This window comes from Marinobacter subterrani, from assembly GCF_001045555.1.
Lineage (GTDB): Bacteria > Pseudomonadota > Gammaproteobacteria > Pseudomonadales > Oleiphilaceae > Marinobacter > Marinobacter subterrani.
On the sequence record NZ_LFBU01000001.1, the window covers coordinates 307,989 to 325,076 of the forward strand.

General features: G+C 57.8%; 14 protein-coding genes. 8 read left to right on the top strand and 6 right to left on the bottom strand.

All coding sequences use genetic code 11. The features are described from left to right. The first annotated feature begins 44 nt into the window (after positions 1-44). Complete coding sequence (locus msub_RS01515) at positions 45-1,016, top strand: tRNA dihydrouridine synthase (RefSeq protein WP_048494390.1); 972 nt, start codon at positions 45-47, stop codon at positions 1,014-1,016. A 109-nt stretch (positions 1,017-1,125) separates the two neighbouring features. Beyond that, positions 1,126-2,118, top strand: a complete 993-nt coding sequence (locus tag msub_RS01520) for an MBL fold metallo-hydrolase (protein WP_082146376.1) — start codon at positions 1,126-1,128, stop codon at positions 2,116-2,118. A 43-nt stretch (positions 2,119-2,161) separates the two neighbouring features. On the opposite strand, the gene msub_RS01525 is transcribed toward msub_RS01520, so the two are convergent. Next, positions 2,162-3,175 (bottom strand): class I fructose-bisphosphate aldolase, encoded by a 1,014-nt coding sequence (locus msub_RS01525; RefSeq protein WP_048494392.1) that lies wholly within the window; start codon positions 3,173-3,175, stop codon positions 2,162-2,164. A gap of 162 nt (positions 3,176-3,337) precedes the next feature. Between msub_RS01525 and msub_RS01530 the strand changes: the two genes are divergently transcribed. Beyond that, positions 3,338-5,413, top strand: a complete 2,076-nt coding sequence (locus msub_RS01530; RefSeq protein ID WP_048494393.1) for a dehydrogenase — start codon at positions 3,338-3,340, stop codon at positions 5,411-5,413. Between the two features lie 46 nt (positions 5,414-5,459). Here msub_RS01530 and msub_RS01535 read toward each other — a convergent pair whose 3' ends face one another. The 3 genes from msub_RS01535 to msub_RS01545 form a co-directional block, all read right to left on the bottom strand. After that, a complete protein-coding gene (locus msub_RS01535; protein WP_048494394.1) occupies positions 5,460-7,649 on the bottom strand; it encodes an OsmC domain/YcaO domain-containing protein in 2,190 nt (729 codons plus the stop codon). 268 nt (positions 7,650-7,917) lie between these two features. Then, entirely contained in the window at positions 7,918-8,289 is a 372-nt protein-coding gene (locus msub_RS01540) for a hypothetical protein (protein WP_048494395.1), read from the bottom strand. 273 nt (positions 8,290-8,562) lie between these two features. Beyond that, the gene (locus tag msub_RS01545; RefSeq protein WP_048494396.1) at positions 8,563-9,849 is read right to left on the bottom strand and encodes a cation:proton antiporter; all 1,287 of its coding nucleotides are present in this window, start codon (positions 9,847-9,849) and stop codon (positions 8,563-8,565) included. Positions 9,850-10,175: 326 nt separating this feature from the next. Between msub_RS01545 and msub_RS01550 the strand changes: the two genes are divergently transcribed. Continuing rightward, complete coding sequence (locus msub_RS01550) at positions 10,176-11,813, top strand: phosphoethanolamine transferase (RefSeq protein WP_048494397.1); 1,638 nt, start codon at positions 10,176-10,178, stop codon at positions 11,811-11,813. Here the strand turns inward: msub_RS01550 and msub_RS01555 are convergent. Continuing rightward, positions 11,770-12,861: a hypothetical protein gene (locus tag msub_RS01555; RefSeq protein ID WP_048494398.1), complete on the bottom strand. Its 1,092-nt coding sequence runs from the start codon at positions 12,859-12,861 to the stop codon at positions 11,770-11,772. The two genes, msub_RS01550 and msub_RS01555, sit on opposite strands and share 44 nt — an antisense overlap. Before the next feature lie 310 nt (positions 12,862-13,171). On the opposite strand from msub_RS01555, the gene msub_RS01560 reads away from it, so the two are divergent. From msub_RS01560 to msub_RS01570, 4 genes are all read left to right on the top strand, one after another. Next, positions 13,172-13,711, top strand: coding sequence for a GNAT family N-acetyltransferase (locus msub_RS01560; protein WP_048494399.1), 540 nt, complete (start codon positions 13,172-13,174; stop codon positions 13,709-13,711). Between the two features lie 19 nt (positions 13,712-13,730). After that, positions 13,731-14,840 carry a histone deacetylase family protein gene (locus tag msub_RS01565; RefSeq protein ID WP_048494400.1) on the top strand — a complete coding sequence of 370 codons (1,110 nt, stop codon included), beginning with the start codon at positions 13,731-13,733 and terminating at the stop codon, positions 14,838-14,840. A 157-nt stretch (positions 14,841-14,997) separates the two neighbouring features. Further along, positions 14,998-15,147 (top strand): hypothetical protein, encoded by a 150-nt coding sequence (locus msub_RS21445; RefSeq protein ID WP_156182705.1) that lies wholly within the window; start codon positions 14,998-15,000, stop codon positions 15,145-15,147. A 41-nt stretch (positions 15,148-15,188) separates the two neighbouring features. After that, positions 15,189-16,313, top strand: coding sequence for an App1 family protein (locus msub_RS01570; RefSeq protein WP_048496915.1), 1,125 nt, complete (start codon positions 15,189-15,191; stop codon positions 16,311-16,313). A gap of 23 nt (positions 16,314-16,336) precedes the next feature. On the opposite strand, the gene msub_RS01575 is transcribed toward msub_RS01570, so the two are convergent. Next, positions 16,337-17,083 carry an SDR family oxidoreductase gene (locus msub_RS01575; RefSeq protein ID WP_048494401.1) on the bottom strand — a complete coding sequence of 249 codons (747 nt, stop codon included), beginning with the start codon at positions 17,081-17,083 and terminating at the stop codon, positions 16,337-16,339. Between the last annotated feature and the right edge of the window lie 5 nt (positions 17,084-17,088).

A 17,088-nucleotide genomic window follows, 5' to 3' on the forward strand; every position in this document is an offset into this window, starting at 1 on the left:
TTGAACAGCCTTTCCCTGAACAGACCCTCGTTGCTGGAGCACTCATGCGAATCATCCTCGCCCCGATGGAAGGGCTGGTCGACGCACCCATCCGTGAAACACTGACCAGAGTCGGTGGCATTGACCGGTGCGTAACCGAATTTGTTCGCGTGACCCACGGCATGCTCCCGCCCAGGGTGTTCTACAAATACGCCCCGGAACTGCACAATCAGTCACTCACCGAAGTGGGCACACCGGTGGCCGTCCAGTTGCTGGGCTCGGACCCGCAACAGATGGCCCGCCATGGCGTGCGGGCCGCGGAACTGGGCGCGACCCAGGTGGATATCAATTTCGGCTGCCCCGCCAAGACCGTCAACAAGCACAAGGGTGGTTGCGTGTTGATGCGCGAGCCCGAGCTGATGCACGAGATTGTGACGGCAGTCCGCCAGGCTGTGCCGGCGGCAGTGCCGGTTACCGCGAAAATGCGTTTGGGTTATGACGATCGGTCCATGGGCGTTGCCTGCGCCCAGGCCCTCGAGGCCGCAGGCGCGGAAGAGATCGTTATCCATGCCCGCAGCAAGGTGGATGGTTACAAACCGCCTGCCTACTGGGAGGAAATCGCCCGGGCCCGGGAAGCTGTGAATACCCGTATCATCGCCAATGGTGAGATCTGGTCTGTCGCCGATTACTGGCGCTGCCGTGAAGTTTCGGGCTGCGAGGATGTGATGATTGGCCGCGGCCTGATCGCCCGGCCAGACCTGGCCCGCCAGATCAAGGCCAGCCAGCAGGGCATAACGGTACCGGATATGACCTGGCCGGAAGCGGTGGCCCTGGTTCGTGAGTACGCCACCGTGCTCCAGGGCTGGCTGGAAGACCGCTATGTGACGGGCCGCATCAAGCAATGGCTCAACTTTCTGCGCCAGGGCTTTGCCGAAGCGGAAGCCCTCTGGCCCGACGCCCGCAAGATCCGCCAGGTGGCGCCCATGCTGGCGTGTCTGGAGCAACCGGTGTCGATTACGGATTCCCGCGCGGCCTGATCCGTCTGCATCGAAAATTCTTCTTCTCGCTGACTACACTGGTACTAAGAGCGCTAACGTTCGTATCAGTGTGGGTATGAACAATAAAACAAGTGGGAGGACGAATAATATGTCTCAAGGATTGTTCCGAAGCACCGTCGCCATGGCGGGGGCCTCTGCCTGTCTGTTGCTGGGCGCAGCGCTGCCGGCCGTTGCCGATGACCATGTGGTGAAAGTCACTCCGCTGGGCAGCCATGATGGCGAATTCTGCAGCCGCGACCGCGCACTGGTCTTTGAAGACCCCAATGGCACCCGCATTCTTTACGATGCCGGGCGAACCGTCGCCGGACCCGACGATCCCAGGCTGGGCAAGGTTGATATCATCCTCGTGTCCCACATGCACGGAGACCATATAGGAGACCAGCGAATCAGCAAGACCAATCAGGGTACCTGCGCCTCGCCGGCCACCGATGTCTCCACATTGCCGCAGTCCAACACCATCGATATCGCCGTACAAAATAACGCGAAGATTGTAACGGGCAGCGAGATGCCGGCGTTCTTTGCCGCCAAGCTGAAGAATGCTGGCGGTGACCCCGCCAATTCAATGCTGGTGCGTTTTGGTGGCGAGCGGGAAGTGGGTGGCGTTGCCATCACCACCGTGCCTGCGGTGCACAGTAACGGTGTTTCTCCCGCGTTCCTGACCGGGCCGCTGGCGGAACATCTGAAAGCCGCCGGTGTCGCTGCCAGCGTTGGGCCGCCCACTGGCTATGTGCTGGAATTCTCCAATGGCCTGGTGGTGTACCTGTCAGGGGATACCGGCATTACCGCTGAGCAGGAGTTGGTGGTGAAAGACCACTACAAGGCGGAGCTGGCGGTCATGAACATTGGCGACACCTACACCACCGGACCGACCCAGGCGGCCTATGTGATCAACGATCTGGTGCAACCCAAGGCGGTGATCCCATCCCATGCCAATGAGCCGGCTACCTCCGGTGGCAAGGTTCAGGAGGGCACCCGTACAGCGCTGTTCCAGGCGTCGGTTAAGGTGCCGGTTTACGTGCCGCTCAGTGGTCGCACCATGGCATTTGATGGCTCGGCAAGTTGCGTCTCTGGCTGCCAGTGATTCAGCAGCCCGAAGCGGCGCCTGAACAGAAGGCCGGCCGGATTCAGTCTTCCATTTCCGGCCGGTAGGTGCCCGCCCGCGCGGCCCCGTTCAGTCGCGCCCGCTTGAGCATCGCGGCCTGGGCATCCGGGCCGTTGTCCAGGTTGCCGGCCCAGGCTTTCTGGGCCGGCTCCTGGAGCGCACGGCCATAGGAAAAGCTCAGCGCCCAGGGTTGTGGGCCTTGACTGTTCATGGCGTTCAGGTTGGCGGTGGCCTCCTCGGGAGTCTGGCCACCCGACAGAAAGAAGATGCCCGGAACGGCCGCCGGCACCACACGCTGAAAGACCTTGAGGGTTGCTGTCGCCACCTCTTCAGGAGACGCCTTCGGGCTTTCCTGGCCGGGGGTGACCATACTCGGTTTCAGGATCATCTGCGTCAGCTCGACTTTGTGCCGGTAGAGCGCGTGGAAGACCTCTCTCAACACTTCCCCGCTGACGTCTGCGCTCCGCTCGATCGTGTGGTTGCCGTCTATCAGCACCTCCGGCTCCACGATGGGCACAATGCCCAGTGACTGGCATATGGCCGCATAGCGTGCGAGAACCTCGGCATTCGCTTCCACGGCCTGGCGCGAGGGAAGGATGTCGGAGATGTGGAATACATTTCGCCATTTGGCAAACCGGGCGCCCTGATTCTTATAGATTTCCAGGCGGTCTTCCAGGCCATCAAGGCCCACCGTAATCTCGTCACCGGGCGCATTAACCAGAGGCTGCTTGCCCTTATCCACCTTGATGCCCGGCACGATGCCCTGGCTGGCAAGCAATCGGGGCATGGGTACATCGTCCAGACTGTTCTGGCCGAGGGTCTCCTCGAACAGAATAACACCACTTACCGACTCACCCAGGCCCGCTGCGGAAAAGATCAGGCTGCGGTATTCCCGGCGCTTTTGTTCGCTGGACTCGACACCCACGGCCTTGAAACGCTTGGCAATGGTGGGGTGGCTCTCATCCGCCGCGAGAATACCCTTGCCGGGCTGAACCAGTTCCCGGACGGTGGCGTTCAGTTCTTCCTGAATGGTCATAGTGCGCTCCTGAATAAAGTCGTTGCCGTCTGAATGTGCGCTCGGGCTGTCTTTCATTGTAGACGCTGAATGGTGCCATGGAATTTGATCTGGGCTAAGGCAGAAAGCAGTGTTGTGAATTAGGCTGTAGGTGATAACCACAGGAAAAGGAAAGGCCTGAATATGAAGACCGTTGTCAGTGTGAGCCAGGGATCTGCAGAATACGATTACGATCTGGAAACCGAATTTCTGGGCCAGCCATTTCGTATAATCCGGATCGGCACGGACGGCGATCTGGCGCGCGCGGAAGCGGTGCTTGAATCGGTTCACGTTCAGGCAGACGCCATCGGGCTGAGCATGATCCACGATCACTACGAGGTGGGCCGGGAGCAGCTTGAGCATCCGGACACTGCCCGCCTGGAGGCCTGCGTTCCGGATAAGCCAGTCACCACCGGCGCGGGCCTGCGGGGTATTCTGCAGGAGTGGGCAGTGCGCCATACCCAGTCCGAGCTGGGGCATTTTTTCGACAACGCCCGGGTACTGTTCATGAATGGCCAGGCAGGCTATCGCATTGCCCGGGCGCTCTCTGAACACACGGAAAACCTGTTCTTCGCCGACCCCTACAACGATTTCGGCGTGCCAAGGCTGCTGACATCGCTGAATCAGCTTGAAACCTACACCTCGCTGACCGCCCCCCTGATGTTCCACCCCGTGGCGGTTAAAACCATCGAGGCGCTTCTGCGCACGCCGCTCTATCGTCTCGGTGAGGGTCTGGTTAAGGGTTCACTGCATCACGCAGTGGCCGAAGCCCATGTGATTGTGGCGGCTATCGGAGATCTGGAGCATTTCACCCGGAAAGAGCTGGATGGCAAAACCGTGATCACCTCCCGTGTTGCCGAGTCGTCCCTCGACTGGATGCGTTCCAGGAACGTGGCCATGGTGGTGGATTACAGCCCCTGGCTGGAGGGCCGCCCGGTGGGCGTGAATGTGATGGAAGCCATGATCAGCGCCGCGCTTTCCCGCACGCCGGAACAGCTTGGGCCGGATGATTACCTGGATGTGATCCAGAGCCTGGGGATTGAGCCCCGGATCCTTTACCCGAATGGTTATCGCCGGGTAAATCGCTTCGCCTTTGTCATCCACCCCCTGTCGCAGCAGTATCTCACCAAAACACCGCCTCTGGACTGGATTGCCAATGTCTCACCGCCGGTGGTGATGAACCTGGTCGAAAAGGCCGTGGCCTATACTCCGCCGTTTATCTATTCAAAAGTATCGGGGGTTCATTCGCCGACCGGTGATGAGGTGGAGGGCTGGCTGATTACGGTGGGCGGTACGCCGAGGGAAATCATGGCCCATGGGCCGGAATTTACCTACGCGCGCCTGCTGCAGGCGGCAAAGCTGGCGAAGGAACTCGGAGCCCAGATCATGGGCCTTGGTGCGTTTACCAAGGTCGTGGGAGATGCGGGGATTACGGTGGCCAAGCGGGCGCCGCTGCCGATTACCACCGGCAACAGCTACAGTGCCTCCGGCGCCCTCTGGGCTGCCCACGACGCCATGAAGAAAATAGGGCGGGTCAGTATCGGTCCCAGCGGTAAAGCCGCCGGCAAGGCCATGGTGGTGGGCGCCACGGGAGCCATTGGGTCTGTCTGCGCCCGTTTGCTGGCAAAGGCGGTGGACGAGATCTACCTGGCCGCGCCGGAGCCGGCAAAACTGCTCGCCCTGAAGGAAAGCATCGAGCAGGAAACCCCCGGCGCCATTGTGCATGTGGCGGGCTCAGCCGAGCGTGACCTGGCCGACATGGACATGATCGTGACCGCCACTTCCGGTGCCGGAAAACGCATTCTCGATATCATGAAGGTAAAGCCCGGGTGCGTGATTACCGACGTGGCCCGGCCCCTCGATATCCCGGCGGAAGATGTGGCGAAACGCCCGGATGTGCTGGTGATCGAATCCGGCGAGATCCAGTTACCGGGCGAGGTGCGCATGAAGGATATTGGTCTGCCCAAAGGCATCGCCTATGCCTGCCTGGCGGAAACCATCGTGCTGGCCCTCGAAGGGCGCTTCGAGAATTTCACCCTGGGCCGCAACATTGAATGGGAGAAGGTGCGGGAGATCTACAAGCTGGGCCTGAAACATGGCATGAAGCTGGCCGCCATCTCCGGGGTGAACGGGGTGTTCACCGAGGAGGATTTCGAACGGGTTCGAGTTCTGGCGGCCAGCAAAGAGGATCAGGCTGAAGGGTCAAGCGTACCGGCGTAACGCAGGCGGTGACGGCCGCAGGTTTGCCATCAATCAGCAGAATTCTTTACGCCAGGCCTGCCCTGGCTGCCCGGGCGTGATGCAGCTTTCGGTAGCTTTCGATCAGCCGCTGATGTTTCTCCAGTCCTTCCAGCTGCATGTTGGTTGGTTCAAGACCATGGAACCTTACGGAACCATCCACTGAGCCGACAACCGCTGCCATGGTTTTTTCACCGAACATGCGAGTGAAGTTGGTGATGTAGTCATCCAGCTCCATCTCTTCATCAAGGGTGACTTCCAGAACGGCATACATCGCCCGGTAGAACAGACCCCGCTCAACGGTGTTGTCGTTGAACTGCAGGAACATGTCCACGAACTCCAGCGCTTCCTCGTGCCACTGCAGGGCGAGACAGATCAGGATCTTCAGCTCCAGGATGGTGAGCTGGCCCCAGATCGTGTTCTCGTCAAACTCCACGCCAATCAGGGTGATGATTGTCATGTAGTTGTCCAGCTGGCTCGCTTCAAGGCGTTCCACCAGGTCGGCCAGTTGCTCGTCGCTCAGGCGGTGCAGGTTAAGAATGTCTTTCCGGTAGTCCAGGGCCATGTTGGTGTTGTCCATGATCAGGTCTTCCACCGGGTACACCTCGGAATAGCCCGGAACGAGGATCCTGCAGACCGGCGCGCCTAGCTCCTCATAAACCGCGACATACACTTCCTTGCCCATATCCCCGAGAATGCCGAACAGGCACGCGGCTTCCTCGGCGTTGGTGCCGGAGAAATCCCATTCGACAAAATCGTAGTCTGATTTTGCACTGAAGAAGCGCCAGGACACCACGCCGGTGGAGTCGATGAAGTGCTCCACGAAGTTGTTCGGCTCGGTGACTGCCAGGCTGTTGAATGTGGGTGCTGGCACGTCGTTGAGGCCTTCGAAGCTGCGGCCCTGAAGCAGCTCGGTCAGGCTGCGCTCAAGGGCCACCTCGAAGCTTGGGTGGGCGCCAAAGGAGGCAAACACACCGCCGGTTCGCGGGTTCATCAGGGTAACGCACATCACCGGGAACTGGCCGCCAAGGGAGGCATCCTTCACCAGCGTCGGGAAGCCCTGGGCTTCGAGGGCTTCGATACCCTCAAGAATGTCCGGGTATTTCTCAAGTACTTCCCGGGGCACGTCCGGCAAGGCAATTTCTTCTTCAATAATCTGTTTCTTCACCGCCCTCTCGAAAATCTCCGAGAGGCACTGAACCTCTGCCTCTTGCAGGGTGTTACCGGCACTCATGCCATTGCTGAGGAACAGGTTCTCGATCAGGTTGGAGGGGAAATACACCACCTCGCCGTCTGACTTGCGTACAAAGGGCAGGGAGACTATCCCGCGCTCGGTCTTCCCGGAGTTGGTATCGATCAGGTTGGAGCCGGACAGCTCGCCGTCCGGGTTGTAGATGGCCAGGCAGTGGTCATCCAGGATGCCTTCCGGCAGCTCATCGTCGGGGCCGGGCTTGAACCACTTTTCGTTTGGATAGTGGACAAACTCGCTGTTGGCGATGTCTTCCCCGAAGAACTGGTCGTTGTAAAAGAAGTTGCAGCTCAGGCGCTCTATGAACTCTCCCAGGGCAGAGCAAAGCGCGCTTTCCTTGGTGGCACCCTTGCCATTAGTGAAGCACATGGGTGAGGCGGCATCACGGATATGCAGCGACCACACATGGGGCACGATGTTGCGCCAGGAGGCAATCTCGATCTTCATGCCCAGCTCTTCAAGGATGCCGGTCATGTTGGCGATGGTCTGCTCCAGGGGCAGGTCCTTGCCTTCTATAAACGTCTGGGTGCCGCCTTCCGGCTGAGTCATCAGGAGAGCCTGGGCATCGGCATCCAGGTTCTCGACGGTTTCAATCTCGAAGGTGGGGCCGGTCTGCACCACCTTTTTCACTGTGCAGCGGTCGATGGAGCGGAGGATGCCCTGCCGGTCCTTGTCGGAGATGTCCTCCGGCAGCTCCACGGAAATCTTGAAGATCTGGTTGTAACGGTTCTCGGGATCCACAATGTTGTTCTGGGACAGGCGGATATTCTCGGTGGGAATATCCCGGGCCAGGCAGTAAACCCGGACAAAATAGGCCGCGCACAGGGCAGAGGACGCCAGGAAGTAATCAAACGGGCTGGGCGCGGAGCCATCGCCCTTGTAGCGGATGGGCTGGTCCGTTACGACCGTGAAATCGTCAAACCTGGCTTCAAGTCTGAGGTTCTCGAGAAAGTTGACGTTGATTTCCATTACAAAGAGTCCTGGATCGGAGAATTTGGCGCGCTGTGGCTTGAAAGCCTGTGATGAATGGCGGCCATTATCCAGTTTTTGCAGGCGTTCGTCTTGGTCGGTGTTTTACGGATAACTCAAGGAAAACGCCTGCTCCATGGTGAAGCGCGTGCCAAGAAGGCCGACGCGGGTGATGTGTCCGGATAAGAAGCGGAGGAATGAAGCGTCCCGGCCCCGTGACCGGGACGCTGGCTCACCGGGATGGTGAGTGCAATGAGGTTAGCGGTGATCAGACGTCAAAGAAGCCTTCATCACCTGCATCGTCCCACTCGCCGGCATCCCAGTGACCGTTTTCGTTGTCGTCATAGGTGTCGTAGTAGCTATCATAGAGCTCGCCGGCGTCCAGATAGTCGTTGTTGTCGACGTCCCATTCTGAGAATTCATAGTCGAAGCCAACGTCTTCGAATTCACCAACGTCGAGCAACCCGTCGTCGTTCAGATCCCAGTCGGCGTAGATACCGGAATCGCTCAGGGTGTTGTAGTACTCGTCTTTGGAAATCTTGCCGTCGTCGTTGGCATCCTGAAAGGTAAAGTTGGCCGCTGCCAACGACATTGAACTGGCCAGAGACAGTGCGATAAGTGAAGTGAGTTGAGCTTTCATAGAATGCTCCTTCTCTTTGTCGGCATAAATGAAATGTGCTGCCTGGGAGCGGTGTTAACTTATCCGCGTCCCTGTTACGGACGTTTAGGTTAATTCGCGCTGCTTTCAAGGCGCGAGGGGCAGTTTGAGTGGCTGTCAGTTCGATAGAAGCGTCACTGAGGATCTTGAAATGCCTGAAAGATATGGTTTTTTATCTAAATTCTTAAGGCCAATGCCGACCTGTTAAGATGCATTACGATTGCTTAATAATCATTTTTGTGCTTTGAGTAAAAGCTAACTCCACCACTTCAGAATCATCGGACGGACCGTCAGCCCGTGGACGATAATCGAGAGGACGATAACAACCAGCGTAATGTGGATAAGTTCCACGGAAAGCTCTTCAGGCAGGCCAAAGACGATGGCGAACATCAGGTAGTAGATCGAGCCGATGCCGCGTACGCCGAACCAGCCCACCAGCATCTGTAACCTTAACGGGGTTCCGGAACCAAGCAGACCGAGGAAAACACTGACCGGTCGGACCACTAAAAACAGGAAAAGTGCCAGGCCGATGGCTCTGAAGCTCCAGGAATCAAGAAACAGCATCCCGCCCAGCAAAAGAACAAGGGCCAGTTCCGACACCCGCTCCAGAGATTCCTTGAAAATAAGGGAACCATCCGATACCTGGGGGCTCAGTTGTGGCTGTGGCCTGCCTCTCGGGTCCGGAAATACTGACAGGGGATCGGCGGTATCACCGGGAGCGTTTTTACCTGCCTGCCTGAGCTCTGACTGCCGCAGGGAAATAGCGGCGACGAAAACCGCCAGAAACCCCCAGGCGTCAAGCGCCAGGCACATGCCGTAAACCACACCGATCAGGCCCAGGCCGAGAAAATCGTCAAGCAGGGGGCGCTCGCTGTCGAGGATGCGCTGCTTCTGCACCACTTGCGCCAATACGTGCCCCATCACCAGACCTACGAAAAGGGCAGCCAGCGTCGACCATAAAACGTCTTTCAGTGCCCAGGTGCCCATCAGTTCAAAACTTGCCGGTGTGCTGATCAGCGCCAGCCCCAGCATGACAAATGGGAAGGCGCTGCCGTCATTCATCCCGGCTTCGCTGGTCAGTGTGAATCGCAAGGGGTCTTTATCGCCCACATGCCGAACCTGAACCTCGGTCGCCAGCACCGGATCGGTGGGGGCGAGAATGGCGCCCAGCAGAATAGCCCCACCCAGGGGCAGGCCAAGCACGTAATATCCAAAAGCCGCTGTCAGGGCGACACTGATCGTCATGGACACAAAGGCCAGTCGGATGGGCGCCTTCCATTCCTGCCAAAGAAAGGGCACCGGCATCTTCATGCCTGCGATAAACAGCGACAGCAGTACCGCAACTTCGGCCAGCACCTCCAGAAAATGCGCCTGTTTCAGCGGGTTGAAATGAAAGGCACCAAACACCGTCGGTCCCAGGGCAATGCCTACCGCCAGGTAGACAAGGGTTGGTGTCAGATGGAATCGCTGCAAAATGGATAGCCGCAATCCGATCATGATCAGCAAACTCCCAATCAGGACAAACCAGATGGCAATGTTCACGGTGGCTCTCCAATGCGGTCCATGCGACCGTTCAATGTGACAGACTATTGCTGCAAGAACACGAACGGAAAAACACCTACCTGTTTGAAGGCGGGATATTGCACAGCGATTCCACTGGCATTTACCAGCCGATTCGCACCGGTGCGAAAGGCCTCCAGGCATCATCAAGGTATTCTGACTCCCTTCCAGCGACGCCGGAGCGCGTGTTCTGGCTGCACTTAAGTTTTGATTAAGGTTGGTCTGCCACACTGCCGCTCTCTGATATTGGGGCCTACGGCCTTTTCGCAGCCCCGTCGTCGCGAACAACTTGATTTACCTGAGGTGGCATGAAACGTTTTTGGCAGAGCCTGTTTGTCATGAATAAATCGACACTGATTGTTGTGGTGTCGGTATTCCTGATGGCATTTGGTAACCGTGCATTTTTTGCGAACATCGTCGATGTCTACCCGCTGAATCCGGGTAATGCCGCGTTTCTGATCTCCCTGGCGGTGGTCTTTGGCGCTGCTCTGGTTCTCATTTTCTCTCTGGTTTGTTATCGCTATACCACCAAGCCAGTGTTGATCACGATCCTGATGCTGTCTTCCTTTGCTGCCTATTTCATGGACAGCTATAACACAGTGATCGATACCGACATGCTGCGTAACGTGGCGCAGACCAACGTCTCTGAAGCGTCGGACCTGATGTCCGGTACCCTCGCGATTTACGTGATCTTGCTCGGCATTCTGCCGTCGTTGTTTGTCTATCGTGTTCGGATTACCACCGGAACGGTACGCCGGGATATTCTGTCCACCATCAAACTGGCGTCAATTTCGCTGGGTATTGGTGTGCTCACCGTTGTGGTCTTTGGCAATTTCTACGCTTCTTTTATCCGGGAACATAAAATATTGAGGTATTACGCCAATCCGTCTTTCTACCTTGTCTCGACCGTCAAGTTTGCCGGTAGCTTCATTGAAAGCAGCAGTCTGCCATTCAAAATGATCGCCGAGGATGCCCATGCGGCTCCGTCGGATGGCTCCCGTGAACTGATGATTATGGTGGTTGGCGAGACTGCAAGAGCAGACCGGTTTTCACTCAATGGGTATGAGCGCGAGACCAACCCGGAACTGGCGAAGGAAGATGTCATCAGCTTTTCAGACTTCTGGTCATGTGGAACCTCGACGGCTACCTCCGTACCTTGCATGTTTTCCGTGTACGGTACGTCGAACTACGATGAGCAAAAAGCCGCAGCCACCGAAAATGTGCTGGATATTCTCGCTCGCACCGGCGTGAACGTGCTGTGGCTGGACAATAATTCCGACTCCAAGGGGACGGCCACACGGATTACCTACCGCAATTTCAAGACGCCAGAAAATAACCCTGAGTGCGACGGTGAAGAATGCCGCGACACCGGAATGCTGACCAACCTGCAGCAATACATTGATGCCCACCCGAAAGGGGACATCCTGATAGTACTGCACCAGATGGGCAACCACGGGCCCGCCTATTACAAGCGGTATCCCAAGGCTTTTGAGAAGTTCACTCCGGTCTGCCAGACCAACCAACTGGAGGAGTGCAGCAAGGAATCCATCAATAATGCGTATGACAATGCGATTCTGTACACCGACTTTTTCCTGTCAAAGGTGATCGATTTGCTGAAGCGAAATACGGGCGGGTTTCAAACTGGAATGTTTTATGTAAGCGACCACGGTGAATCCCTGGGTGAATTCGACGTGTACCTGCATGGCCTGCCGATGTTTATTGCGCCCGATGCTCAGCGCCATGTTCCGGCAGTGATGTGGTTCTCCGACAACTTTTCCGGGGTGAACGAGGGGGCCCTGCGCGCCGCCAAGGACCAAACCATGAACCACGACTGGATATTCCACACGCTGCTTGGGCTGTTTGATGTGCGTACCGAGGCCTATCAGCCAGGCCTCGATATCCTCAATATCCCGGGCGCGGAGATAGCCCGGACACCAGCCCAGTGAGCACGACAATAGTGGGCCGCAGGATCAGCCGGTATATCCAGCTGCCGATGTACAATGCCGGCAGAAGTATCAACAACCAGCCCAGGAACTGCACCAGCCAGGCCGGATAGCCCAGCACTTCAGACACTTCCGCGAGGAAATCACTAATGATGCCGGGGTGGGAAACCACGAGGTAGCCAACACCTATGATCGCTGGCCATTTGGCGTACCGGGCACTGTTCATGAGCATCCGGCCGCTGTTGGCCAGACGGGTAGCGAGGGCTGCGGAGCGAGTGCTTCGGGCGGCGCCCCGGGTTGAGACTGCCACGGCCCGCCCCACCCGGAGTACCTTCAGGGCACTGGCGAAAACGAGCACGTCTATCGACGCCCAGCCAATGTCCTCCGCGGACACCTCTTCACCGGTGCGGTACTGGATCTCGAGGTTGCGGATTCCGCTGGCAAAAAACTGGTTGAGGTTTTCCAGAACCCGCTCAGTTCTTACCCAGGTGATTTTCCCCTGATCACTGACGACAAACTGGCCCAGGAAATCATGGCCTTCTTCCTGAATGAAACGCACCGCATACCAACCACGCTCCGCCGGAAGCAGGTTGTCGGCCCCGGGGGTGGCCTTGTTTTCAGAAGTCGCCTCCTTGCCAGTAAAGAAGTTTTTGACGGCCTGATACTTGTCAGCCGCCGTGTTCATCAGCTCGATCGAGCCAATCGGTCTGTTCAGGAAGTAGTAAATGGGCGGAAGGATGTTCTCGCCGTATAGCCGAAGGATTATGCGAAACTCTTCCTCTGCCCCGTAAAGGGGCAGGATCTTTCGGGTCATTTCGGGGTATCGAAGATAGGCGGCCCGGGCTTTCACCAGCAGCAGCTCGTCGTCTGCCATATCGAGCAGGGCGGCCTGCAGCTCCGGGGGTTCGGTTGTGATACCGTTGAATTGATGGAGTGTATCCTCCGCCTGAATCCGGATCAGCCGCTCCTCAATGGGCATTGGACTGGAGCTGGCGGTTGAAACCAGCGCAATCACCAGTGCCAACCCAAGAATCAGGAAAAATTTTGTCACAATCCTACCCTGTGAACCTTTTGGCTACCCGTGTTGTCAGGCATTAACAACCCTCGGTAAAGATCAGATCAACACCATGGAGCGAGGGACCAGCACCGTTAGTTGGCCCCGCCTGACATGAGTAATATCGACGTTACCCTGATGCTGCTTCTGTGCCAAGCGCCTTTGCGGGTCTGGATTTTTTGTCGAGGTTATGGAGAGAGGCTAAGCTTCTGGTAGCGCCTTCCGCTGGTCACTGGCTGAAAACGTCGAAGTTCGGCCCCGATTGCTCTTCGGTTTGCTCTGCGCGATGGGTTCACAGGAGTTGGTTATGAGCAGAAAGAAAACTGAAAAGGAGTACGTAATAAGGGAAGGCCGGGAACAGGATCTCCCGCTGTTGGTGGAGTTCCTGGTAAAACTGGCGCTGCATGTCTCAGGGGGCGAGCCAAAGGACCTCAGGGAGAGCGAACACAAACGGCTCCTCAAGGCGTTGAGTTCTTCTCTGAAAGACGAGGATAAACACCTGGTGGTAGCAGACAGTAGCGAGGCGGGGCTGGTTGGAATGGGCTACGTTTATGTATGGAGTACCCAGGGAATCTGGGCGCAGACTGAGCCGGTGGAGTTCAGGTCGGGAATGATTGACGATGTATGGGTTGAGCCGGAATTCAGGCATCGGGGTATTTTTAAGGCGTTGCTCCGGGATTTGGTCGCGTTTGCAGAGAGCCACAATGTTTCAGAGCTGATTCTCGAATATTCCGCCACGAACAAGGAGGCCGAGGCAGCGTGGACCAAACTGGGCTTCCGGCCAACAGGCATTCGCGCCGCAGCATTCACCTCAAATGTGAAGCAAGCTCTGGCGAAGCAGCAATAACGAAGCAAGGGATAGTCTCATGATCGGCGACCGAAGTGTGCACGTGTTTTATGACGAGGTAATGCTGGGGCACAACCCCGAGGTGGATTTGCCATTCATGCCCAGCAGGGTGGAAAAGCGCGTGAGGTCGATTCTCCAGGGGCTGGATTTCAAATGGAGTTATCCGGAGCACCCGGGGCGTCTGACGGCAATCAAGGCATACCTGGACGAGAATCCAATAGAGGGTGTTCAGTTCAGGGCGGGCGCGGCCCCGGCAACCTATAATCAGCTGGCACGAGTACACACCGCCGCCTACCTGGACCACATGTTTTCATTTGCGGGAAAGCGTGCCTGGCTCGACCGGGATACAACCGCCGTTTCACCGGAAAGCATAAACGCGGCCACCGCAGCGGCCGGCAATGCCATTGCTGCCGTAGAAAGCGTTGTGAACGGTGAATGTAAAAGCGCGTTCGCTCTGGTGCGGCCACCGGGGCACCACGCCGAGCCGGTGCGTGCCCGCGGTTTCTGCCTGCTCAATAATATTGCGGTAGCAGCCGCCCATGCCCAGGCCAAACTGGGGTGTGAACGTATCCTGATCATTGACTGGGACGCGCACCACGGTAACGGTACCCAGGATATCTTCTGGGCAGAGCCGGATGTGCTGTTCTTTGACACCCATTGTGCGGCGCCCTTTTATCCGGGTTCGGGCCACATCGAGGAGATAGGCGAGGGCCTCGGCGAAGGGTTCACCATCAATGTGCCGCTACCGGAGACCTCTGGCGATGTTGCCTTCGAGAAAGTCTTCCGCGAGATTCTGGTGCCGGCTGCCGATTACTTCAAACCGGATCTCGTACTGGTTTCCGCCGGGTTCGACCCACACCGCAACGATATGGCACTGAACCTCACCTATGACGGTTTCAGGATGATCACCCGGATCGTTCAGGACATTGCCGATACACACTGTGAAGGACGCCTGGTACTCGTTCTGGAAGGCGGTTACAACCTGACATCACTCTCACATGGCGTGCACGCGGTGCTTGAGACGCTGGCGGGCGGCGATGTGCCGGAGATCCGGGAGACGGGCGTAAAAGAAGCGGAAGAAGCTGCGGAATTTCACCGATCTGCTTTCAGTGATGAGCAAGAAGAGTAACCTGAGAGACACCCCGGCCATGACATCCAGTTGCAGCAACTGTGATAATGTAGCTCCCAGGTGAAGGAAACTGGAGAGTGTCATGACGCGTCCCATTTGCTGCAACACCTCCGTGCGGGCCAGCGTCTCGTGAGACTGCCGCAGGCACGGCCACGGCATGAGCGCGCCGGGTTTGCACCAGGATCCGGACCGGGCGCTGCCGATTCCCGCCGCCCATCAATGTGTGGTATTCGGCGTCAATCACTTTGATCTGCTCGACAGCCAAGCGGTTTATGAGCGGATCCACAATTGGCTGGCCGGGCACTGATAACGCGGTTGCAGTCTATTTTCCTGCCGGAAGAGGATTTGATGTCGTTTCGGAGTGGATTTTACCGGTATGCACAGGCCTTTCGCCGGGGGCTTCATATCCTGGCGGCCCCGGTAAAGGGCGACAGTGGTCGGGGCGGGCTGTTTATCCAGGCTTACCGGGGTTACGGCTCGCCAAATCGCCTGTTTCTGATGGGGCAGGTTTTCCGGCAGCCCGGGTTCGGGGCCTCGTGGCGGGAGGATCTGCTGCGCCGGGATTTAATCGATCTTGTCCGCAGATTGCTGCGCAAGCCGATTGTCGGAGCCCGGGTCCGTATACGGTACAAAGACACCAATACCTTCGTTCATACCGATAGGCACGGGTTCTTCCGGGTTGATATGGAACTGCGCACCATGCCGTCTGAGGTTTCCTGGCATGAAATGCAGCTGTCTCTGGACAGTCACGCCGACGAGCGTGCCGCCACCATTGGTGAGTTCTATACGCCACAGCCTCGTGCCCGTTTCGGCGTGATCAGCGATATCGACGACACCGTGGTTTACACTGGTGTTGCCAATACCGTCATGATGATGTGGCGCCTGTTTGCCCAGGGCGCCGAAAGCCGTATGGTGTTTCCCGGCGTGCCGGCCCTTTATCAGGCCTTTCATGCCGGCCGCGATCAAGGCGAGGGAAACCCGCTGTTCTACGTGTCCCGTGCGCCCTGGAGCATCTATCACGTACTGGCGGAAGTTTTTCGCCGTAATCGAATTCCCCATGGGCCGATCCTCATCCTGCGCGAGTGGGGCATGAAGCGTGGCAGTCTGCTGCCGCGAAGGGCCAAGGATCATAAGCGGGACGCGATCCGGCATATTCTGGGGATGTACCCGGATATGCGCTTTGTCCTGGTTGGGGACTCCGGGCAGCGGGACCCGGAGGTGTACAGCCGCATTCTTCGAGAGCATCCCGACCGGATACTGGGGATTTATATCCGCGATGTCAGCAATACCCCTGAGCGCTCGGAAGCCATCGACCGGCTTGCCCTCGAGGCCCGGGAAGTGGGATGTGATCTGATTCTGGCCGCCGACAACCTGGAAATGGCGAAACACGCCGCCAGCGAAGGGCTGATTGCCGACCGAGCTGTGGCCGCGGTACGTGAAGAGTTGCGCCGCGCCGCCCAGCGCGGCGACTGATCATCCAGCAGACCTACAACCGGTTACATGACCCTTGCAAATAGCCCGAAGGGCAGGGATTTCAACACATAACCCAGCGGTGTCCAGGGCCACCAGGGCACGTAGGCCCGGCGTTTTTCAGATTCGATGGCCTTTACCAGGGCCTTGACGCCGGTTTCCAGATCGACGCGGAAGGGGGCATTCTCCGTGTCCCGGTTAATATCCGTAAGTATATAGCCGGGCAATATGTTGCTGACGTTGATCGGTTTGCCCCTGGTATCCAGTTGCAGGCCTTCTGCCAATGAAGCCACGGCGGCCTTGGTGGCGGCATAAACGTTCAGAGGGCCACGGAACCCACGAACACCACTGACCGAAGACATCAGCACCAGGTGGCCGCTGTTCTGCTCTCTGAAAATCTCCATGGCGGCCTCGCTCTGGGCGATGGCAGCGACGAAGTTCGTTTCAGCGGAGTGCCGGTTGGCGGCAAAGTGCCCACGCCCAATGGGTTGAGAGCTGCCAATGCCCGCGTTGACCACCACACGGTCAAGACTGCCCAGCTCATCCCGAAAGCCTCGGAAAACCTCGAACACCTGATCGTAATCACAGACATCCAGCCCCCGGACCAGCACCCGAATATTGGGGTAGGCCTGCTGCAATTCGCGCTGCAGGGCCTCCAGCTTATCGGCCCGCCGCGCACACAATGCCAGATTGCAGCCTTTGGCGGCCCACTCCCGCGCCATGCCTTCACCGAGACCGGTGCTGGCACCGGTAATCAGAATGTTTTTTCGCATCAGTT